Below are 22,378 nucleotides of genomic sequence, written 5' to 3'. Positions count from 1 at the left end.
CTTTAATTAAGCCGATGTGGATCGGCTGCACCGCCATCACCTATCATGTTCCAGCTCAGAACTTTTCCCTCTGAGGTGAGTGCTATCATGCCAGAGATATTGCCACGTATCTCAATCAGATTTGATAAATCAACATCTTGCTTAACGATATTCCAGTTCGGCACTTCTCCCTGCCAACCCGCAATCGAGCCATCGCGGCGCTTAACTGTAAATCCCACCACACTGGGGATCAATTCAACGGCCTCGGTTATCCCTGCCCTAGGACCATAGGTGCCATCCACCACAGTACCATCCGCTTTTAATGCAGCATAATTTCGCTCTAGCGTCGCAATCTGAACCACAGAGGCGACCTCTTGGATCACAGGCTCACTTCCAAAGAAGCCTTCACCACGCCAAGCAATTGAAGTGCCGTCCTCGCGCAGGGCAACAAAGCCAGTATCCATGGCATATAAAGCACGTACCTGCTGTAACTTGTGTTGAACTGTGGAGGCATCGCCCCCATCGAATTTATGACCCCAAGCAACCACTTGCCCATTGGCCTTTAAGGCGGCATAAGCCCCGCTATTACTGACAATATCAATCACTTTATCTTGGCTGTTCGCTGGTACTAGGGTCAGTTCTAACGGCAAGTCGATGCGACTCTCGGACGGAACATCTTCACCCCACGCATAGACTCTGCCATCGGCCATCAGTGCTGCAAAGCCATATTCATTAGGAAAAACCTTAAGGGCAGAAGTAAACTGGCTGAGTTTATCCACTTGATCTTGGCTCTCTTGCCCCCCATTGACGCTCCCCCAAGAAATTAACTCTCCATTTTGAGTCACAGCAGTAAAGGCACTTGGCCCCGCATAAATAGCTTTGATATCCTTAAGTTTTGCAGCAAGGTAGTGACTATCACCACCGTGATATGCCGAGCCCCAAGTCACCACAGTGCCATCCTGTTTTAGGGCTGCAAATGCGGCATCATTAATGCTCACACTCAGCACATCTTTCATCTCTGGCGCGGAATAAATCCCTTGAGTTAATTCATCTAAAGACCCATCCACGATAGACCAACTGATCACACTGCCATCTCGTTTTATGGCGGCAAACAGATCATCATGCATCACAAAATCCGCCACTTGCGTAAGCTTATCTTTAAGTAATGATGGCGCATCCCCCATATCCCAAATCACCAGTCGATGGTCTTGGGTTAATGCCGCAAAACCACACCGATTTGCCGAAGCAAAAATGGTTTTTACATTGACTAATTCACCCGCCACGGCGCTATGGTCGCCGCCGCACTGACGATCGCCCCATGTCACCACGCTACCATCCTGCCGAAGTGCAGCAAAAGCCCCCTTATTACTGTAAATATGGTGGACATTCTCAAGGCTGTTGTCAGTAGTGAGATTTGTATCATCGGCTTGAGCATATTGGCCATACTGAGATCCATTACCCTTGGGCCCATACTGCTGCAATGTGTTTTCCATCTGCGTGCTTTGCTCAGGGGAGAGGCCGATATCTTGCTTATTGATACTATTGGTAATGACATGAGTTAACGCGAAGAAAGCGAGCGCTGCGCCCGCCCATGAAACGGAATTCTTATTCACAAAACATCCTTATCGTAACGACAAACTCATACTGAGTTCATACGGGTGCTTTCAACCATGGAGCACACCACCGCAAAGGCTGAGGATTGTACAAAAAAAACCATAAAAATTAAATATCTGGTGCCGGTGAGGCAAAAACAACAAAGCAGCGAAGGTTCGCTGCTTTGATATGAAAGACCTTATATAAAAGGATTAATCCCTTTGCCCCACTTTCTCCAATCCCCATACCAGAGCAATGGCCGCCAACATACACACAATGGCAAAAGCGATCTGCGAAGGTTGGCCTGTTATTTGTTCAAAATTAAGTGGCGAAATATTCTGTTCCAATAAAGGCACCTGCTCGCCATGGGAGTTTGTCCGCCAGGTTAAGGTTTCCTTCCACGGCCAAATTTTACCTAAGGTACCGAGCATCAAGCCGGTTAAAAAGACGATGGTCGCATCGTGGTATCTACGCAGCAACGCCGACAATAAATGGCTGAACGTCAGCAATCCCATCACGGCGCCCACGGCGAAACAGGCCAGAATATCCAACTGGATATTTTTAGCCGCCGTGAGAACCACTGGATATAAGCCTAACAATAATAAGATAAAACTGCCTGAAATCCCGGGTAACACCATAGCACAAATCGCAATCGCACCGCCGAAGAAGATATTCAAGTAACTGGCTTCGACCGACACAGGGTTAAGCACTGTAATTGCCCACGCTGCCAGTACGCCTAGGATGAATAAGCCTAAACGCGCCACAGTGAAACCGCTCACTTGCTTAAGCATATGCACCACGGAAATAATGATTAAGCCGAAAAAGAACGACCAAATAGGGATAGGATGCGTCGCCAGCAACCAAGAGATTAACTTAGCGAAGGTAAAAATACTGGTCAGGATCCCCGCCAACAGACTCAGTAAAAAACCACCATTAATGTGGGCAAAGGCACCTTTTATCCCCTGCGACTTAATCACGCCCCAAAGCGACGGATTAATGCGTTTTACGCTGTCGAGCAAGGTGTCGAGGATCCCGGTAATAAAGGCTATAGTACCGCCCGAAACGCCCGGCACAACGTCTGCGGCGCCCATGGCCATTCCCTTCAAATACGTCAGCAAGTATTTCACTCTGAGTCCTTGTTATTCAATCCAATTCCAGTCGTTACACGACAAATTAGCCGCAATTATACGGTGTTACGCTTTAAAGCGCGAAATGAAGTTTGCTTAATTAAGCCGACTGGTATTTGTTGTTATCCTAATGTTACACTCATCCGACCAGAACGTGTTAAAACCGAGCTTAGTGCCCAACATAATGCGCTACATTTGCCCAACTAAGGATGACTATGAGTCAAACAGATACTTCCAACACTGCAGAACAAAAACCCAATAAAGTGTTAGCGCTCTACCATAGGACTCGCCGTTATCCCTTTGGCCAAAAAATCTTTTCCATCATAGTGTCACGTATGGCGCCGTACTTTGGCACTATCAAGCCACTGATCACTGAATTACGCCTCAATCGCTGCGCCTGTTTAATCAAAAAACGCCATGCCGTGCATAACCATATAAAAACCGTCCATGTGATTGCGATTTGTAATGGCCTCGAAATGGCCATGGGGGTAATGGCCGAAGCTTCAATTCCCAAACATTTACGTTGGATCCCTAAGGGCATGAGTTTGGATTATACGGCTAAAGCGGGCAGCGATATTTTATGCGTCGCCGAAGTCACGCCCGAGCAATGGATACCCGGCGATATGCTTGTCCCCGTCACCGCCTATGACACTCAAGGAGTGGTCGTGGTGAAAGGCCATATCAAATTGTGGATCTCAGAAAAACCACAACGCTGATTGTCGGCTATAACCTATAAAGTCACTTGCTAAACAATCACTTGTTGCTATGCTAAAGACGACACAGCCTAAGGGGAATACTAAGATGGATGAATTTTTAGCAGCGGCCATTGAAGAAGCCAAGCAGGGACTCGCCGAGGGCGGCATTCCCATTGGTTCGGTACTGGTTATTGATGGCAAGATTGTCGGTCGAGGTCACAATAAACGAGTGCAAAAAGGCAGCTCAGTATTGCATGCCGAAATGGACTGTCTCGAAAATGCCGGTCGATTCACCGCAGCCGAGTACCAAAGAGCGACCCTGTATTCGACCCTATCACCCTGCGACATGTGCAGCGGCGCAGTATTGCTCTATGGCATACCTAAAGTGATCGTCGGTGAAAACACCACCTTTCAAGGGCCAGAAGCCTATGTCAAATCCCGCGGTGTGGATGTCACTGTGGTCGATAACGCCGAATGTAAACAACTGATGCTGGATTTTATCGCCAGTAATCCCGAGCTTTGGAACGAAGATATCGGCGAATAACGCGTCTTTCACTTTGTTATTGCCCCTATTTCATTGAGGGTCACCCCCTGCTAGGCTAGCCCTCAAATTTAAAGCCAACAGACTTAATAGCGAAAGGAACTCGGCTAACGTGCCAAGCGAAAACTCCCCCCAGGATCCATGGACGACTCCATCTGAGTTAACTAAAACACAAGTTATTCGAGCCATACCCATCCAGCGTAACGCCAATATCGATGCCATTCGCGGCTTAGCCGTGTTGGGGATATTTTTTATGAATATCTATTTTATGGGCATTACTTTTTATGGCTATGCACCCCATGAAACTCAGCCGCTATTGGACCGCGTTATCGAAATCTTGAGTAATTTTTTTATCGAAGCTCGCTTTATCAGTTTGTTTTCCATCTTATTTGGTGTCGGACTTTTCATCCAATATCAGCGATTTAGTGCCAAAGGCTTAAACGCCTATCCCCTACTACGCTCACGTTTACGCTGGCTGATAGTATTTGGCCTTATTCACGGTATTATCATTTGGCCAGGTGATATCTTATTCACCTACGGGATAAGTGGATTTTTAGCGTTGTGTTACAAAGAGTTAAGCATTGATGCCCTTAAGCGCAAAGCGAATATTTTTATTTTAAGCGCCTTAGTCATCATCACACTGATTGGCCTAACGGGCAGCGATGAACCTTTTACCCGCGAATCGAATCTATTTGCCCAGCAATATACGGCATGGACCTCAGGCTATATAGATCAGCTGCTATTGCACTTGCTGCAAGTGGGCTATATGGCGCTGGTGATCCCTCTTACTTTGATGTGGTTTACCGCGGGCTTGATGTTACTCGGCATGGCGCTATACCAGCAGGGAACGTTTGAGCGGGGGTTTACCAAGCCTGAACTGCTAAAGTTAATACTCGCAAGCGTGACACTATCGCTACTCGATACCGGCCTAGGCTTTACAGAAAACGCCACTCTAGTCGTATTTGCAGATGTGCTAATCATGCTAAGCGCCATCCCTATGGCGCTGATTTATATCCATATCATAGTAAAATTATGCCAAAACAATCCAAAGAGGCTGACAGCATTGCAAAATGTCGGCAAACTCGCGTTTAGCCTCTATATTCTGCAATCCATCGTTGGCGTATTGGTGTTTAGGTACCTCACCCCCGAATTGCTATTGAGCCTAGACAGAGGGGGATATATGGTTATGGCGCTCATTTATTCAGTGGTGCAACTGCTACTCGCTGGCCTGTACTTACGCTATTTAGAGCAAGGGCCGCTAGAAAAACTTTGGCGCCACCTCGCGTTTAAAAAATATGTGGCATAACAAGAGCACAGGTAAGCCTTCAAACACTGACACGAGATAGAGACAAGGGATAGAGACAAGAGAATGACAAACACAAAGTCAGCCAAAACGGGCAGCAAGGCTTCACCTCAAACAAATCGTGCTCAAACCAATCGCATACAGAAGAGCCGCCCCAAAAGCCGCAGTCAAAAATCCAATGCCGCAGCGTCAGGCTCCAGTCTTATGCCACTGTTATTGGTGGTGATTTTTCTTGCGGGATTAATAGGCGCAGCCCAACAACATATGCTGCCTGTTGGCATTGTGGGTATATACCTCACGCTGAGCCTGCTGACCTTTATCGCCTATGCTATCGATAAATCCGCCGCCAAAGGCGGTAGATGGCGCACAAAAGAAAGCACTTTACATCTGCTCGCCCTGATGGGCGGCTGGCCCGGTGCTCTCTTTGCCCAAAACCTACTAAGGCATAAATCCGTTAAAGCCTCATTTAGAAACGTCTTCTGGCTCACAGTTGTCGCCAACCTAGCCGTACTGGGGTATGGCATACAAGCCGGCGCTATGGATCTGTTTATCTAGCAAACAGTGGATTCTATAAAAATCTAAAGTTCGTCACTAAAACGCTTTAACTTATTTCAATATAAAAACAAAAGGTTAAATTATGAAAAAAATTTTTAGTTGCAGTTTTGGGTATCGCAGTACTATCGGGTTGCGCTGCGCCTCGCTATACAGCAAAACCAATAGAAACAGATACTCACAATGTAGAAATAGTCATTATTAAAGACAAAGAAACACGTGACGGCTTCCAAGAAACAATGGAAACATGGCTAAAAGCAAACAATTACACCTACGCTGTGCAGTCTGATGGTTCTAAACATGATTTAAATAAACTCACATTAGAATATGAAGGTAATTGGGCTTGGGACTTAGCATTGTATTTAAAAAGCGCTGAAATTAACGCATTTCAAAATGGCCAAAGGGTTGGCAGTGTTAAGTTTCAAGTACCCTATACTGCAAACCCGAGTAAGTTTGGTAATGCTGCGAATCGCATTAGCTATATGATGTCAGCTCTATTTGGTCAAATCACCGCAGATGAAGCGACAAAAAAAGTAAATAGTTCAAACGATTAATAAATTAAAACCTTAACTGAAAACAGGGTAATCATAGAATTACCCTGTTTAGTATTACACTATTTATTGCCTTTAAAACCAGCTCAACGCGATACTGATAATCACGCCGGTGATCATCAGCTGCATTAAACAAAAGCCCATAATATCCCGCGCTTTTAAGCCTGCGATCGCCAGTACAGGCAGTGCCCAGAACGGCTGGATAAGATTTGTCCACGCATCGCCCCAGGCAACGGCCATGGCAACACGCGCTACATCGGCACCCAAGGCCTGCGCTGCGGGTAACATAATCGGTGCCTGCACGGCCCATTGACCGCCACCCGATGGCACAAAGATATTCACAATTCCCGCACTGATAAAGCTCCAAAATGGCAGGCTATCGGCACTGGCTATGGCCACAAAACCTTCCGAAATACTCTGGGCTAAACCCGATTGCACCATCACCGCCATAATGCCAGCGTAAAAGGGGAATTGGATCACTATGCCTGCGCCGCCCTTAATCGCCTCATTCAAGCTGGTTAATAGGCTGCGTGGCGTTTGATGTAACACTATGGCGAGGAACAGAAATAAGAAGTTCACTAAGTTGAGATTTAAGCTGCCGCCCTGTACCCAAAAGTAATAGCCTAGGTATACCAGCCCTGCGCCACCGACACTCCAGCCGAGTAAGCGGCTATTTTCAAGCTTATCCGCGGGACGATTCGAATTATCCTTACCACTGTCCCCATCCAACATTAAAGGGACATTTTCGGCACCCGCTTCATTAAGCACCTTAGGATCCACATAGATGCAGTCCTTTTCCTCCGGCAACATAAAACGATTCACTAGGGGGATAACCACAAATAAAACCGCCACTAACAGTAAGTTAAAGTTCGCAAAAATGGTTTCACTGGTAGGTATAATACCAATTTGGGATTCAGTGAAATGCCCCGCCGTCGCTATGGTTAATGGAATAGAACCCGCAAGGCCGCCATGCCAAACCACAAAGCCTGAATAGGCACTGGCGACCAGCAGCCGATAATCCACTTTCACTTTGCGAGCTAAGGCTTTGGCAAATAACGCGCCGACCACGAGCCCGAATCCCCAGTTAATCCAACTGGCGGCCAGTGAGACCAGAGTCACTAAAATAATGGCTTGTGGTGCCGACTTAGCGAACCCCGCAATCGCATCGAGCAACTTTTTAATCGGCGGTGAGCTTGCCAGCATAAATCCCGCCACCAGCACTAACAGCATCTGCATCGAAAAACTTAACAGGGTCCAAAAGCCATCCCCCCAATAATTGATGACTTCCAGCGGAGTTTTGTGTTCGGCGACCATAGCTGCGACTAAGACGACTAAGGTGAGTAGGAGCACGAAAATATAGGGATCGGGTAGATATCGATCGACGAGCTTGACCAGAGGTTTTGCCGCTTTGGTTAACATAGACTTTCCTTGTTTATTATCTAAATTCTAGTTTTTATTGAATTTTTATTGAGTCTTGAACACACAGGTTAAGCGATCTCTAAAGTGGGATAAAGTCTTGAGGGGATTTTTAACGGCCTAAAGTGGTAGCACCAGATATCCAGCTCAACGCCCATGCGGGTGCCGATAGCATCACAAGCTAAAAAACTGATAACATGGTCGAAACTAACTTAAGGTGCTCTTTATATGAAAATGTTACTTGCCATTGTGGTGATAGCTGGGGTGATTTTTTACTTTTTTACCTCGATGAACGGCCAGAAAGCCGCCCAAGAGAATATCCGTTTAGGCAATGAATTTTTAACCCAAAACAAAACCAAAGAAGGTGTGATCACCACAGCTTCGGGTTTGCAATATCAAGTGTTAACTCAAGGCGATGGCACAGTTCATCCTAAAGCCAGCGATACTGTGACTGTGCATTACCATGGCACTTTGATCGACGGTACTGTGTTTGATAGTTCGGTTGATCGCGGCGAACCTATCGCATTTCCGCTTAATCGCGTGATTAAAGGTTGGACCGAGGGCGTGCAACTGATGGTCGTTGGCGATAAATATCGTTTCTTTATCCCGAGCGATCTCGCCTACGGCAACCGCAGCACGGGTAAGATTGGCGGTGGTTCAGTACTCATTTTTGATGTCGAACTGCTTAAGATTGACTAAATCCGTCTCCAATCAGCCAGCCTAAAAACATCAAGCAAAAAATCTAATCAATAAAAAGCCCTGCATTACCGCAGGGCTTTTTTAATCATATAACATCAGTAAGTTAAATGATTAAGGACAGCTTGCCGCGCCAATATCAACCCATACCGCCGCAACGCCAGGAACATCACCCTTGGTCCAGTAACTCGCCTTCCACATACGACCGTTATAGCGAGTAGTTTGACCGCCGTTATATGCCACACCCGCATCCCAACCGAGATCAACTTGGCTGAGTAGCTGCCATTGATCAGCGGTGCGAGATGGCGTATTGCCCTGCGTCCAGTACTTAGCTTTCCATACCAGCTCACTGTGGCTCACAGTATCGCCCGTGTTGTAAATGATGCTGGCTTGCCAAGCGGGATAGTTACCGGCATTGGGATCGGTTGCATCGCAACCACCGACCACTTTTGGTGTCACGGTGAGATTAGTCGATGCGCTCGCATCTAAGGCACCATCGGAAACCAGCACACTCAAACCATAACTGGTCGCCTCGGTGACATTGGGCCCAGTGACCACTAAGGTGGCACTATTTTGTCCCGTTGCCGAAATGCCAGCGGGCACGGTCCAAACATAGGTTAAGGCATCACCGTCGGCATCGGAGGCGCTCGCCACTATGCTGACGGTTTTACCCGCTTCCACTGTTGCAGTGGCAGCCACACTCACCACAGGTGCTTGGTTAGGGGTGTCTGCCTTATTGGTCACTGTCACTGAATCTGTGGCAGATAATCCTTCAGGATCAGTGACCTTAAGGCTAAAACCATAGGCAACATCGGTTTGCGCTGCCCCCAGTTGAATCGTCGCATTCGCCTTATCCGCGTTCGCGATGGCAATGGTTGGGCCAGAGACTTGGGTCCAAAGATACGTCAACACGCCATTCTCAGGATCCCGCGAGCCAGTGCCATTGAGCACCACATCGCTTGGGCCTGTGACAGTGACATCTGCGCCCGCATTGGCAATCGGCGCTTTATTCACCGGTGGCGTCGTGCCTTCACCATGACCTAAACCTTCGTGCATGGCATTGAGGATATCGCCGTTATCGGCATCAATTTCCCACGCAAAGAGTCCACCAAGTTGATTAGAGAGCACATATTGGCCCTTGGCTTTAACTGAACGAGCGTCATCGAAGGTGATTAAATCACCAGTCGACGCCTTGAACAGTGATGGCGCCTCGGCCGTTTCATCGTAACTGTAAGTCCACCCGCTGCCCATGTAATCGTTCACTATCTGGCGATAATCCACTACGCCAGCTTCCCATGTGCCTTTCACTTTACCCGTTGCTGTGCCCGTGAAGGGATTATCGCCACTGTAGCCATTGACGCCGGTCCAGCCGCGGCCGTACATAGCGGTACCGACCACAATTTTCCCTGGGGTCACACCTTGACCTAACAGAGCTTTAACGCCCTTGTCTGTGGTGTAGCGAGTATCGGGATCCCAGCTCGCCTCATAAAGATTAGTTTGATGACCGAGTTCAGTGTTGGTCCAACCGCCATTGAAGTCGTAACTCATCAAAAAGATGTAATCCATATACTGCTGGGCGGCCTGATAGTCGACTTTAGCAATCTTGTCGCCACCCGCACTGATAGCAGAAGTCAGCTCATAGGTACGACCCGTCTCGGCGCTTAGCTCATCGAGCATGGCACGCAGTTCACGCATCAGTGTCACATAGGTTTCACCGTCATTGGCATTGCCTAAGTTTGGATTTGCACCACTGCCACCGGGGAATTCCCAGTCAATGTCTACACCATCGAAGAACTTCCACGTCTGCAGGAATTCCTTCACCGACGCGACAAAGGTATCGCGCTTAGTTTTATCGCCCAAAAAGAAGAAGGGATCGGATAGCGTCCAGCCACCAACCGAAGGCAAAATTTTCAGTTCGGGATGTGCTTGCTTCAGTGCCATCAATTGGCCAAAGTTACCCTTGTAGGGATCGGAATAATCGCTCACACCCGCCTGCGGCATTTGGACCGCGGCCCAAGGATCGTGGATAGCGACTTTAAAATCGGCGCGACCGCTACAAGCACGTTGCAGCGCTTGGAAACTGCCTTCGATTTCTTTCAAGCTGTCGTTGATGCCATCGCCACCACAGATAGGGGTAAAGCCATATAAAATGTGGGTTAAGTTTTGTGCTGGAATTTTATCGACCGGGAACTTACGGCCGTATACGCCCCATTCGACAAAGTAACTGCCCACGACCTTACCGGATTTATTCGCGTAGGGACGATTGTTCTCCTGTAGGGGAGCATTGAGCGGTACTAAATGGCTACCATCGGTATCGGCGACAAAGATCTCTTTGGCATCACTGGCGGTACAACCTTCGCTGTTACACAACTGCACTTGCATCTGATAACGGCCGCCCTTATTCACCTTAAAGTTAGCGGTGCCCGAAGCCCCAGATGCGCCTTCCCAAGCCAGATTACCGTTGAGTAGCACTTGGGCCTTATTGCCTACATCGCCACTCCAAAGGTTCCAACTGACGGACACATCGGCGGCATCTTTGACAGTCACTAACTGATTATAAGCTGTAGCTGATTGATTAACTTCGATAATAGCAAACTTGGTTTCGCCCCAACCGATAGTCGGTTTACCGGGTACTGCGGCAAATGCACCAACGCTCACGGTAGATGCCAGCGCCGATGCCACCAGCAAGGCTGATGTTGAAATTTGAGTCTTGAACATGAGATATCCCTATTGAATGTTGATATGCATCAATAAGGCAAACAAAGCTTAGACAGGAAACAACACTCTCTTAAGACCATGCAAAACGACTGATCATTGCACGAAGAAAAACCTGTGGTATCCCCGCTATCATAGGTACGGACGAGCCCTTAGACCGGAGGCTTTGCGTCCCAGTTTTTCAACTGGTTTGCCTTTTACACATAATGACAACGTTGTCATTACGGTAATCAGCATAAACGCACATTGATTAAAATTGCAACCAAATATTAACAAATGGAATGTCGTACCGATAAATTAATGTGATTTCAACGTCACTATCTAAAGTGATTAATCGCGGAGGGATATTTTAATTAGCTGTTTTAACTACAATAAAAAATTACATCATTCACGAAATAGGCGGCGGCAGCACAAAGACTAACGAAAATAATCTCAAAAAATAACCTAAAAAAGGCAGCCTATGTATCACAGCAAAATGATAACAATAGACTGCCCCACTCTGTGGTTTATCAAACGCGAAACTAACGTCTATGCCTAGGCTGGTGAAAAGTCCCTCGCAAGGATCACGGATAACCCACGACAAACTAAGGTTTCCATATCATCGACCCGATGGATTTTCATCTCGACTAGGGGCGCACTCAATGCCATTTGCTTTAAGCTTTCGAGACAGCCCTTGTAGTAGGGAGCGCTGTTCATCATGCCACCCGCTAACCAGATGCGATTGGGGTTAAATAAATTAACCGCCCACGCCAACCCCATTCCAAGGTAACTGCCCGCACGATACAAATCATCCTGAGTGGAAATTTTGCGACTACGCACTGAATCACCACTGGCCAGTTGCTCTAAGCTAAACTCACCGGATTCGGTCATCACGCGGCAATGGCCAAGCTCCCCCGCCACACCGGATGCGCCAGTAAACACCTTGCCGTTAAAGGCAATTGACATACCAATCCCAGTGCCACACATCACCAACAACTCACAGGCATATTTTGCATCGCAGGTCGCTTGCATGCCGGCGTCAATATCGTTGCAGATAAGCTTAAGCGCGCCTTGGGTTTTTACTGTGTCAAAACTTAAGCCGTTGAGACCGGGTAATGATTTACAGGAGACCAAACGATTATGTTGTACGAGTCCAGGTACGGCTATCGCTAATTGGTAATTCTGTAAATCGTAATCCCGTTCTAGGGCTGCGATTTGATTATTTAACTCTTCAATTTTAAAACCTTCACCTGTGGGGATTTTATATTGTTCTGTATGCCCCTTGAGTTGAAGTTCGAACAGGGCTTTGCTACCGCCCACGTCTATTGTTAATGTTTGCATCGCCAACTCCACTGATACATGTGCTCCCCTCTGACCCCGAGCGGAGATGGCGAATGTTAGCATAATGGGTCAATATTAGCGATTGAATAAAACTTAAGTAGCTAATTTGTAAGAATTAGTCGGAATAACTGAGTGACAAAGATAACATTTCAATTTGAGAATTAGCCTAAGATCACTCCCCTTGTTATCGCAAAGTGATGCTTAAAAAACAAAATTGTATACAAAATCCTTTATTCCATCCCCTTGCATCTTAGTCGTTGAGCTTGCGATAATCGCCACCAATTTGCATCCTTTTCGCCAGCATTACGCATTATAATTTGGCCGCCTACGTCAGTAGCCAATGCCAATATTGGGAGTCCCTATGTCGTCACTATCGTCACAATCCATACCGCCTAATAAGATTGCTAACCGTCTTGCCGCCATTCGTAGCGAACTCGCAAGCACCAATTTAGATGCCTTTATCATCCCCCGCGCCGATGAATATTTGGGCGAATATGTACCAGAGCACAACGAGCGTCTGTACTGGGCAACGGATTTTACTGGTTCAGCGGGCATGGCCATTGTCTTAAAGGACAAGGCCGCTATCTTTACCGACGGCCGCTATACGGTGCAAGTGCGTTTGCAGGTGGAGGCTAACCTTTTTAGCTACGAAAGCCTAACCGACACCCCACAAATAGAGTGGTTATGTGACACGCTAGCCGCAGGCTCCCGCGTTGGCTTCGATGCAAGATTGCATACTTTAGCTTGGTTTGAAAACGCCAAAGCCACGCTTGCAAAAGCCCAAATTGAACTGGTTGCCGTCGAACAGAATCCCATTGATAAGCATTGGCAAAATAGACCTACACCATCGAACGCAGCTATCACTTTATTTAGTAACGAAAGCGCGGGTAAAACCAGCCTGCAAAAGCGTACCGAAATTGGCGCGCTAGTTAAAAAAGCCGGCGCCGATGTCGCGCTGATCGCCGCCTTAGACTCTTTTTGCTGGCTGCTCAATATCCGTGGTAACGATGTGCCACGTCTACCGGTTGTATTGGGTAGTGCGTTGCTCCACGCCAATGGCGATATGCAGCTCTTTACCGATTTAAGCAAACTCCCAGAGGGCATTGAGGAACACGTTGGTGCAGGCGTGAGCTTTAAGAGCGAAGCCTCTCTTGCCGATACCTTGGCAAGTTTGCAGGGGGTGAAACTGCTTGCCGATCCTAATTCTGCCAACGCTTGGGCACAAAATATCGCCCGTGAAGCCGGCGCTAAGTTAATTGCCGGAATCGATCCAGTCGCTTTGCCTAAGGCGCAGAAAAACCCTGCTGAACTTGCCGGAATGCGTGCCTGCCATATCCGTGATGGCGTCGCTGTGAGCCGTTTTCTCGCATGGCTTGATGCCGAGGTCGCGGCAAATCGTATGCACGATGAAGGCTCCCTTGCGGATAAATTGGAAAGTTTTCGCCTAGAAGATGAGCGTTACCGCGAGCCAAGTTTCGATACCATTTCAGCCGCGGGCCCCAATGCCGCCATGTGCCATTATAATCACAATAACGGCACCCCAGCGATGATGACGATGGACAGCATCTATCTAGTCGATTCTGGCGCGCAATACATTGATGGCACCACGGATGTGACCCGTACCATAGCGATTGGCAAAGTAACCGATGAACATAAAAAAATGGTCACACTGGTGCTAAAAGGCCATATCGCGCTGGACCAGGCTCGCTTCCCTAAAGGCACTTCAGGGCAGCAGCTCGACGCATTCGCCCGCCAATATTTATGGCAACATGGATTTGATTACGACCACGGCACAGGCCATGGCGTAGGTCACTTTTTAAGTGTGCATGAAGGCCCGCAGCGCATAGGTAAAAATATCAACGGTATCGCGCTGATGCCCGGCATGGTGCTCTCCAACGAGCCGGGGTATTACCGTGCACAGAGTTTTGGGATCCGCTTAGAGAACTTAGTGGTAGTGCAGCCCTGTGAAGCACTTAAAGGTGCCGAGCGTGAAATGTATGAGTTCGATGCACTGACAATGATCCCTATGGATGCACGTCTTATCGATAAGAGCCTGTTAACCCAAGGCGAAATTGACTGGTTTAATCACTACCATAGTAAGGTATTCAATACTCTGGCGCCCCTGATGTCGGGCGATGAACTCAAGTGGTTAACACAGGCGACAAAAGCCATCTAACGTTAATCGGCAGCAAACACTAAAGCCCAGGCCAACGCTTGGGCTTTTTATTAAGAGCAGCTTCAAGGCTGGATCCCGCCGATTAATTTACAGTTCTGCAAGCTCAATCACGACATAAGTCCAATAGTCAGGCTGATGTTTTTCACCTAAGCTCCTGCCACTATTTAGGCTTATTAACCTATAACAACTTTAGCCCGTCATAAGCTAAAAACAGACCTGATACAAAACACTGAAATTTGCCTTTTCACAGGATAAACACTCGTTTGAAAGCGAATTAAAAATGCAATATTTGTAGAAACTTACAAAATTTAAAAATCATTACTTTTATTGGGGTTAAAGCTAGAAATCCCTCTCCAATAACCCCACAAGAATGATACCATTATCACACAATAAGCCGACCCCAATGAGAGCTGGCACCCGTTTTACCAGTTACATTTACCCTAAACGTCGTATCGGCCCTGAATGGACACACTAAATGAGCCAGAGTAACTTCATCGGAAATCGCCCCTCACATATGGGGCAAGCAGAACAAGAAATCCGTTTAACCGCACAAGACGAACTGATCTCCACCACAGATACCCGCGGTATCATCACTTATGTGAATGATCGCTTTATCAGCATTTCCGGCTATAGTGCCCAAGAACTGCTGGGGGCTCCCCACAATGTGGTGCGTCATCCCGATATGCCCAGTGCCGCTTTTAAAGAAATGTGGGAAAAGCTTAAATCCGGTCAATCCTGGCGCGGTGTGGTGAAAAATCGCTGTAAAAACGGTGACTTTTATTGGGTAGATGCCTTTGTATCACCCCTATTCGAAAACGGCACTATCGTAGGATATCAATCGGTACGTATTCAGCCTAAAGCGGCCTACGTGACTAAAGCAACCGATATATACCAAAGGCTTAAGCAGAACAAATCCATACCTAAACCCTTAAGTTTGATGCAAAAACGCTTTGTCTCAGCTATTGTTGCTTTCACGGGATTACTGATCGCGGGTTATTTTTGGGGATGGGGCGTGATCATCGCAGGGGCGATTCTTATGGGACTCAACTTGGCGATATTCTACGATGAAGCCTTTCGCATCCCGACTCAACTGTTGCAGATGCAGCAAGAATACGACTCTATCAGTCGTTACATTTATTCCGGTGCCGATACCTCATCCATCCTTGATTTCCAACTGATCATGCTACAGGCCAAAATGAATGGTGTACTCGGTCGAACCCAAGATCAAGCCAATCATCTACATACCATAGCCGACCAATTAGTCATCACCACTGAGCAGACCTATGTCAGCCTAGATCAAGAGAAAAACCAGCTAGAACAACTCGCCAGTGCGATGGAAGAAATGAGTGCCACCATCGCCGAAGTCGCACAAAATACCCACCTGACATCGACCAGCATCAACACCGCTTACGATCTCTGCCTGAAAAGTAGCGCCAATATGAAGGCCAACACTCAACAGATTGAGTTATTAGCGAAATCCGTTGCCGATGCAGCTAACAATGCCCATCAATTGAATCGGGAAGCAGAACGGGTAGCCAATGCCATGGGCGAAATTGATTCTATCGCCGAACAAACGAATCTACTCGCACTCAATGCCGCCATTGAAGCCGCCCGCGCAGGTGAACAAGGCAGAGGATTTGCCGTCGTTGCCGATGAGGTTCGCGCCCTCTCGAGTCGCACCCAACTGTCGACAAACAGCATTTCCCAGAGTGTCGATAAGATGTTTAACATGTTAAATGCCTGGGCCAAGGAAATGGAGCAGAGCCGCCAACACGCCGAACTCTGCGCCAATGATATTCAAGCATCCGCCAATAACGTCAACACCATCTACCAAGAGGTCAGTGAAATCCACACCTTTGCCCAGCAAAACGCCGTTGCCGCCGATCAGCAGCGCCAAGTGGTCAATGAGATCACCAGTAATATCCACTCCATCAGCCAGACTAGCAGTGAAAACCTCACCGCAACCCATCAAATTGGTGAAGCTGCCAATCACCTAAAACACAATGCCCAGAAGGCGCAGGGGTTACGTAGAGCCTTTGGCTAGGGCGTAGAAATAATCAAACAACCTCAAATGCGGGTTCTTGCAAAGCGTCGTTTAAAGGCGCCCAATACCTTGTTCGACTGAGGAATTGGGGCGCCAAGTCGGTATAAAGCGCAGACAGGGTTAAAAAGTACAGGTTTTAACCTAAAATTTTGCTATACTCCGCGCCCGCCATTTTTCTTATAAATCTGTGTGGAAGAATGAGCAAACCAAATGTGATGTCGCCCCCTGCGTGGCAGAGCAAAACTTGGGGCTTGAATGTTTGAATAAGTGAATGATAGGAATCCAAAATGAGATTTGAATCTTTTAGTTTTTCCCCCGAGATTTTGCGCGCTATCTCAGATTGCGGTTATCAACAAATGACGCCTATTCAGCAGCAAGCGATACCTGCTATCCGCCGCGGCCAAGATGTCTTAGCCAGTGCCCAAACCGGTACGGGTAAGACTGCCGCCTTTGCGCTGCCGATCCTGCAAAAGATGGTTGAAAATCCAAGCGAAACGTTAAAGTCGAATGCCCGCGTATTGATCCTTACCCCGACCCGTGAGCTTGCGGCTCAAGTCGCTGACAACGTTACGGCTTACTGCAAATACTTAAACTTCAGCGTGTTAACTATTTACGGCGGCGTAAAAGTCGAGACTCAAGCGCAAAAGCTGAAACGCGGCGCCGATGTAATCGTTGCCACGCCAGGTCGTTTACTCGAGCATCTTACCGCCTGTAATTTAAGTCTGTCGAACGTCGACTTTTTAGTGCTCGACGAAGCCGACCGTATGTTGGATATGGGCTTTAGCGCCGATATCCAAAAGATCCTCCAAGCGGTCAATAAGAAGCGTCAAAACCTGTTATTCTCGGCTACTTTCTCGAGTGCCGTGAAGAAACTCGCCAACGATATGATGGTCAAACCGCAGGTGATCAGCGTCGATAAGCAAAACACCACCGCCGATACCGTCAGCCAAGTAGTTTATCCGGTTGAACAACGCCGTAAACGTGAACTGTTATCTGAGCTTATCGGTAAGAAAAACTGGCAACAAGTATTGGTATTTACTGCGACACGCGAAGCCGCGGATACTTTAGTCAAAGAATTAAATTTAGATGGCATTCCCTCTGAAGTGGTGCATGGTGAAAAGGCACAAGGTAGCCGTCGCCGCGCGCTGCGCGAATTTGTTGCAGGCAAAGTTCGCGTATTAGTCGCGACCGAAGTTGCCGCCCGCGGTTTAGATATTCCAAGCCTAGAGTATGTTGTCAACTACGACTTACCTTTCCTCGCCGAAGACTATGTTCACCGGATCGGTCGAACTGGCCGTGCAGGAAAAACCGGTGTCGCCATTTCATTCGTTAGCCGCGAAGAAGAGCGCACATTGGCAGATATCGAAAAACTTATCGGCCAGCAAATTCGTCGTGTCACTGTCCCAGGTTATGAAGTTGGTAGCCGCGAGCTGCTCTTAAAACAACTGCAAACCCGTCGCAGTTTTGCCAAAAAGCAACAAAGAACCGACAACGTTGGCGCACAGGTTATCGCGGAAAAAAATATGCAGGGCCGCCGCGTCAAAGTCAAAGTCGGCCAGCCAAGTAAAGCTAACAAGCTAAAGTGATATGTGAGATAAACTTAAACCGCAGCGTTGTTGAATTAAACTAAAATATATATATATAAAAGCGTCCGAAGGTGGACGCTTTTTTATTCTACTGCCGCTAAAATGATGAAATTCATTGTCTGAATATTATATCAACGTAAATGCAATGGAATATCGTATTTTCGAAAAAGTTTCACTATCGACTCCTTATATAGTGGCTTAATAATATAGCCTTTTGCGCCAGCGGCTACAGCTTGCTGAACAGATGATTTGTTTTTATTACCTGTCAACATGACAATAGGTGTGTTTGAATTTATCCCATTAGTTTTATTTACATGATTTATAATATAAAACCCATTGGTATCAGGAAGATTTATATCCATTAAAATAACGTCATATTTTTTCTTCGACAACAAATCTAATGCCATACGTCCCGATAGGGATGTATCAAGTTCTATAGCATAGGTTCTAAGAAGCATAATAGTAAGATTCAAACTAATATGATCATCTTCCACAATTAACATCTTTGGGACTATCGGAATTTCAATTGCCTGTGGTGATGTAGTCGCAGTTTTTGATTCGGAATATAATCTATTATAGGTATATTTAGTGTCAGAAACCGGAGAAGTGTTTTTATGTGTGGCCACTACCTCCTCCTCTTCTGGTAAAGGGGTTTCTGCAACTGATGCAACATTTGACACGTCAGTAACAACAAGCTCGAGTAAGTGCAATGCTTTACTTTGTAATTTCAACAGTGCAGGTCGAATCTCATTAGAGCGAATGAAAGATAATATTTTTTTTAATGATGCCACGTCTAACTCGGCAGCTTTATTATTTACAAGATGCGACTCAGCCTTATCTAAAGACTTATCTATCTCCTCTAAGCTCAACTCAAAATCATGTTCTAAATCTTTCTTTCTCTGAGCCCCTCTCAAAACTATCTCTTTTATGTGCGTAGAGTAATTCTCTTGCACATTGACAAATTCTTCAACTTTTCTGTATTTACCCTTTAGCCCTATCTCTCTCAATAAATGTGTACATATAATAATTGCCCTATGTATTTCATACATGGGCCTAGCGATTAAGTAATCATTAATTATCCCACTGCGATAAGCTTCGTACGCTTCTTTCTCCTGATGTTTTGGAATAAGGGAAACAACGGCGTGTTCGCAGATGTCTACAGCCTGTAATGCCTCAATAGCTTCATAATAAACGAGCAAGGTTTCTTGCAAAGTTTCGGCCGCAACCAAAATAACTTTAGGTGTTGATTGTTTTATCTGTTCAATAAGTTCGGCATTCGATTTAATGACATGAATACGAGAAAAATGGCGTATCAGGACACTGATCAACAATCTGTCATTTTCTTGATCGTTCGTATAGAGAACTATATGCTCAAAATTAACTCTGTCCACTCTGATTACTCCTCTGCATAAAAAACTCCGTCAAAGTAAACAAATCATCATCCACTTCTTGCCAACAATCTAATAGTGTATTGTAATCAACCGAGTCATCACGTGAAATATTCTCTAATTCTTGACAAGATAAATTGAGTTTTTTAGCCCCAACAAAAAGAGAATTACTTTTAAGCGTATGGCTAATGGTGCTGATCCTCAGAAAATCATTCTCCATTATTGCCAATTTTAGTGCTTCACGTTTTACGATTAAATTACTATAATATTGCTCTAAAAATGTCTCTAACTCTTCATCACTAACATCTTCGCCAACAAACTTATATATCTCTGAGAAGTTGACCAACTGCGCCGTAGACGGTGACTGCGGTGTCACCTCACACCGTTCTACATCATGCTCATCAAAACAAACAAAGTCATCCTCTTCGATATTATTATCGCTGCCAACCATAACAAAATGGTCCTTTGTATGGTGAGGAAAAATGGCCTTAACGTCATCCAAAAGCCCCACCAATTCGTTTAAGGCTAAGGGTTTCACTTGCACCCTATTGGCACCGGCTTGCAAACATTCATCTCTACAGTCGTCACCATGTTCTGCCGTCAACATAATAATAATCGATGGTGTTAACTCTCTATAATGTTCAATATCTCTAATGACACTCACTAAATCGACACCATATATAGTTGGCATCACCACATCTGAAATGACGACATTAAACTTATTAACTTTAAAAAGTTCAATGGCTTGTATAGGATCTTGTACACATGTCGCTTTCACACCCAAAGATAGCAGTTGTTTTTCAATAACAAATAAGTTTTCTTGGCAGTCATCAATAACCAATACGCTGATACCATTATAATCAGCATCCCCTATGCTCTTCTCATCTATGCTATGTAAGCAACTTTTAACATTAACAAAGTCAATAACTTGCTGTATCTTAAGCGGTGGATACAACATTATCTCACCATCTAAATAGGGTTTAGTTAATGACATTTTCCTCAATTCAACAATACATTCACTTAGGGGCGATAATTGAGTCAAAAACTCATCTATCGATATAATATCACTCTGAGTTAAATCAATAAAAAACATTCCATCAGCAACACTAGCATGAGTTATTTCATTACTCGGAAAATATAATATTTCAAAATTAAGTTCTTTTGAATATCGACTTACAGACTTATAGAATAAAGCGCTATTAGTATAAACTTTAACTAAACTAGTTTTTTCAGAGTCATATGTAGTATCACCCACCTCGTTAATATTTTCATCATCCAACATAAATTCTAGCACAAAATAGAAAATACTACCTTCACCCAGTTTACTAACAACCTTAAGTTCTGCCCCCATAGAATTACATAAATTGTTGTTTATATATAACCCCAGGCCAATACCATGATGTTGATTGAAAGTATTAGATGATACTTGCTCATATTTATCAAACACTCGCAACTGTTCATCTTCGGTTAAACCAATACCATTATCAACAACTGAAAACTTTAATTTAACACTATCAAATTCCTTTTCCAAAACATCAATAATCAGTAAGACAGAGGCATTGCTTTTATCAGAAAACTTAATTGCATTGGAAATTAAATTATAGATAATCTGACTCATTTTTACTTCATCACAGATTATCTTATTTCTAAAGCTTAATGGCATATAAAAATCTAACACAATCCCTTTTTTATCCGTTTGAACACTGAATGCATCAATAATAGATTCTGCTAGCTTTCTTATATCTACGACATTACGGGTAATCTCTAACTTATTTTCGCTCCATTTTTTGTAATTCAACATATTGTTAGCAAGGGACAAAACTTGTTTAGATGTACTAAATGCTATAGATAGTAATGCTCTGTCTTGTGCCCTGACACTGCCCAAGCTGAGTTCAATTAAACCTAATACCGCATTTAATGGTGTCCTAATTTCATGGCCAAGAGTTGCAATAAAGTCACTCTGATGTTTATTGAGTTGCGCGAGTGTTGAACATTCCTGTTTTAGCGCTTCCTCGCGCTTACCTCTCTCAGATTGAGAGATCAGTAGACCAAATCGACTCCCATCGACAAAAATAACATCTCTATATTCAAGGAGCAATCCAGACTCATTTTTGAATATAAACTTAATCCGCTTATTTTTTTCAAGTTTAAAATCAAACCATTTAAGCACTTTTAAAGGGGACCTATTAAGAGCCTTAAACTCACGATTCACAATATCACTAATTAATGTAAAAAATGGCTTACCTGTATAACACTCACAATTCAAATAAGAAAATATGGACTCAAACACCTCATTCATTGATTCAATACGACCCCATTTATTTATAAGAATAAATGCATCAGAACAAACAGGTCGTCGATGATAGCCATCAAAATTAGCAACATCTAAACTTTCAAATTGATTATATTTAAATTGACGTTCCATTTGAAAGTCATTTATAACACTACAAAATACAATGATATCTTTAGTTGTCGCCTCTAGTATTTTAAATCTTATATGACATCCATTTACTATCAGATCTTCATCTGGAAATAAGTTATATTTCAAGGTATTAAAATGAGCGCACAGTATTTTTTTGGAACAGGAAAAAAACGTATCAATTGAAAATGCATGATTCTCACCCAACCACTCTCCCTTAGGTGATAGCATAAATGCGCAAGAATTAAACCCGTTCAAATCCACAATACTCATACAC

Annotated in this window: 16 protein-coding genes and 1 riboswitch; of the genes, 9 read left to right on the top strand and 7 right to left on the bottom strand. The window is 45.2% G+C overall.

Going from position 1 to position 22,378, the window contains the following annotated elements; translation table 11 throughout:
• Positions 1-2: 2 nt before the first annotated feature.
• Both SOHN41_RS05615 and SOHN41_RS05610 read right to left on the bottom strand, forming a co-directional pair.
• Positions 3-1,592, bottom strand: coding sequence for a hypothetical protein (locus SOHN41_RS05615; RefSeq protein WP_007646453.1), 1,590 nt, complete (start codon positions 1,590-1,592; stop codon positions 3-5).
• A 192-nt stretch (positions 1,593-1,784) separates the two neighbouring features.
• Positions 1,785-2,699 (bottom strand): DUF368 domain-containing protein, encoded by a 915-nt coding sequence (locus SOHN41_RS05610; RefSeq protein WP_037458221.1) that lies wholly within the window; start codon positions 2,697-2,699, stop codon positions 1,785-1,787.
• 215 nt (positions 2,700-2,914) lie between these two features.
• On the opposite strand from SOHN41_RS05610, the gene SOHN41_RS05605 reads away from it, so the two are divergent.
• The 5 genes from SOHN41_RS05605 (at position 2,915) to SOHN41_RS05585 (ending at position 6,344) form a co-directional block, all read left to right on the top strand.
• Entirely contained in the window at positions 2,915-3,415 is a 501-nt protein-coding gene (locus tag SOHN41_RS05605) for a hotdog fold domain-containing protein (RefSeq protein ID WP_007646451.1), read from the top strand.
• 85 nt (positions 3,416-3,500) lie between these two features.
• Positions 3,501-3,938 (top strand): nucleoside deaminase, encoded by a 438-nt coding sequence (locus SOHN41_RS05600; protein ID WP_007646450.1) that lies wholly within the window; start codon positions 3,501-3,503, stop codon positions 3,936-3,938.
• A 109-nt stretch (positions 3,939-4,047) separates the two neighbouring features.
• On the top strand, positions 4,048-5,241 hold the full coding sequence (locus SOHN41_RS05595) for a DUF418 domain-containing protein (protein WP_007646448.1): 1,194 nt from the start codon (positions 4,048-4,050) through the stop codon (positions 5,239-5,241).
• A gap of 63 nt (positions 5,242-5,304) precedes the next feature.
• Positions 5,305-5,793: a DUF1294 domain-containing protein gene (locus SOHN41_RS05590; RefSeq protein ID WP_007646446.1), complete on the top strand. Its 489-nt coding sequence runs from the start codon at positions 5,305-5,307 to the stop codon at positions 5,791-5,793.
• 107 nt (positions 5,794-5,900) lie between these two features.
• On the top strand, positions 5,901-6,344 hold the full coding sequence (locus SOHN41_RS05585) for an Sbal_3080 family lipoprotein (protein ID WP_037458218.1): 444 nt from the start codon (positions 5,901-5,903) through the stop codon (positions 6,342-6,344).
• Between the two features lie 72 nt (positions 6,345-6,416).
• Here the strand turns inward: SOHN41_RS05585 and SOHN41_RS05580 are convergent, their stop codons facing one another.
• Positions 6,417-7,760, bottom strand: a complete 1,344-nt coding sequence (locus SOHN41_RS05580; RefSeq protein WP_007646444.1) for a short-chain fatty acid transporter — start codon at positions 7,758-7,760, stop codon at positions 6,417-6,419.
• A 225-nt stretch (positions 7,761-7,985) separates the two neighbouring features.
• On the opposite strand from SOHN41_RS05580, the gene SOHN41_RS05575 reads away from it, so the two are divergent.
• Entirely contained in the window at positions 7,986-8,456 is a 471-nt protein-coding gene (locus SOHN41_RS05575) for an FKBP-type peptidyl-prolyl cis-trans isomerase (RefSeq protein ID WP_007646442.1), read from the top strand.
• Between the two features lie 111 nt (positions 8,457-8,567).
• Here the strand turns inward: SOHN41_RS05575 and SOHN41_RS05570 are convergent, their stop codons facing one another.
• Together SOHN41_RS05570 and SOHN41_RS05565 are read right to left on the bottom strand one after the other, a co-directional pair.
• Positions 8,568-11,171 (bottom strand): glycosyl hydrolase family 18 protein, encoded by a 2,604-nt coding sequence (locus tag SOHN41_RS05570; protein WP_007646441.1) that lies wholly within the window; start codon positions 11,169-11,171, stop codon positions 8,568-8,570.
• A 113-nt stretch (positions 11,172-11,284) separates the two neighbouring features.
• Positions 11,285-11,373, bottom strand: a riboswitch (cyclic di-GMP riboswitch).
• A 329-nt stretch (positions 11,374-11,702) separates the two neighbouring features.
• Positions 11,703-12,488 carry an ROK family protein gene (locus SOHN41_RS05565; RefSeq protein WP_037458215.1) on the bottom strand — a complete coding sequence of 262 codons (786 nt, stop codon included), beginning with the start codon at positions 12,486-12,488 and terminating at the stop codon, positions 11,703-11,705.
• A 361-nt stretch (positions 12,489-12,849) separates the two neighbouring features.
• Here SOHN41_RS05565 and SOHN41_RS05560 point away from each other — a divergent pair, with 361 nt between their 5' ends.
• The 3 genes from SOHN41_RS05560 (at position 12,850) to SOHN41_RS05550 (ending at position 18,294) form a co-directional block, all read left to right on the top strand.
• Positions 12,850-14,664, top strand: a complete 1,815-nt coding sequence (locus tag SOHN41_RS05560; protein ID WP_007646438.1) for an aminopeptidase P family protein — start codon at positions 12,850-12,852, stop codon at positions 14,662-14,664.
• A gap of 475 nt (positions 14,665-15,139) precedes the next feature.
• Positions 15,140-16,708, top strand: coding sequence for a methyl-accepting chemotaxis protein (locus SOHN41_RS05555; protein WP_007646437.1), 1,569 nt, complete (start codon positions 15,140-15,142; stop codon positions 16,706-16,708).
• A gap of 287 nt (positions 16,709-16,995) precedes the next feature.
• Positions 16,996-18,294, top strand: a complete 1,299-nt coding sequence (locus tag SOHN41_RS05550) for a DEAD/DEAH box helicase (protein WP_007646435.1) — start codon at positions 16,996-16,998, stop codon at positions 18,292-18,294.
• 131 nt (positions 18,295-18,425) lie between these two features.
• Here SOHN41_RS05550 and SOHN41_RS05545 read toward each other — a convergent pair whose 3' ends face one another.
• Together SOHN41_RS05545 and SOHN41_RS05540 are read right to left on the bottom strand one after the other, a co-directional pair.
• A complete protein-coding gene (locus SOHN41_RS05545) occupies positions 18,426-19,685 on the bottom strand; it encodes a response regulator (RefSeq protein ID WP_007646433.1) in 1,260 nt (419 codons plus the stop codon).
• Positions 19,672-22,374, bottom strand: a complete 2,703-nt coding sequence (locus SOHN41_RS05540; RefSeq protein WP_007646432.1) for a hybrid sensor histidine kinase/response regulator — start codon at positions 22,372-22,374, stop codon at positions 19,672-19,674. The genes SOHN41_RS05545 and SOHN41_RS05540 overlap by 14 nt, the downstream gene beginning before the upstream one ends.
• Positions 22,375-22,378 lie beyond the last annotated feature (4 nt).

This window comes from Shewanella sp. HN-41 (assembly GCF_000217915.1).
Classification (GTDB): Bacteria; Pseudomonadota; Gammaproteobacteria; order Enterobacterales; family Shewanellaceae; genus Shewanella.
This window is presented reverse-complemented; position numbering and strand designations above follow the sequence as displayed.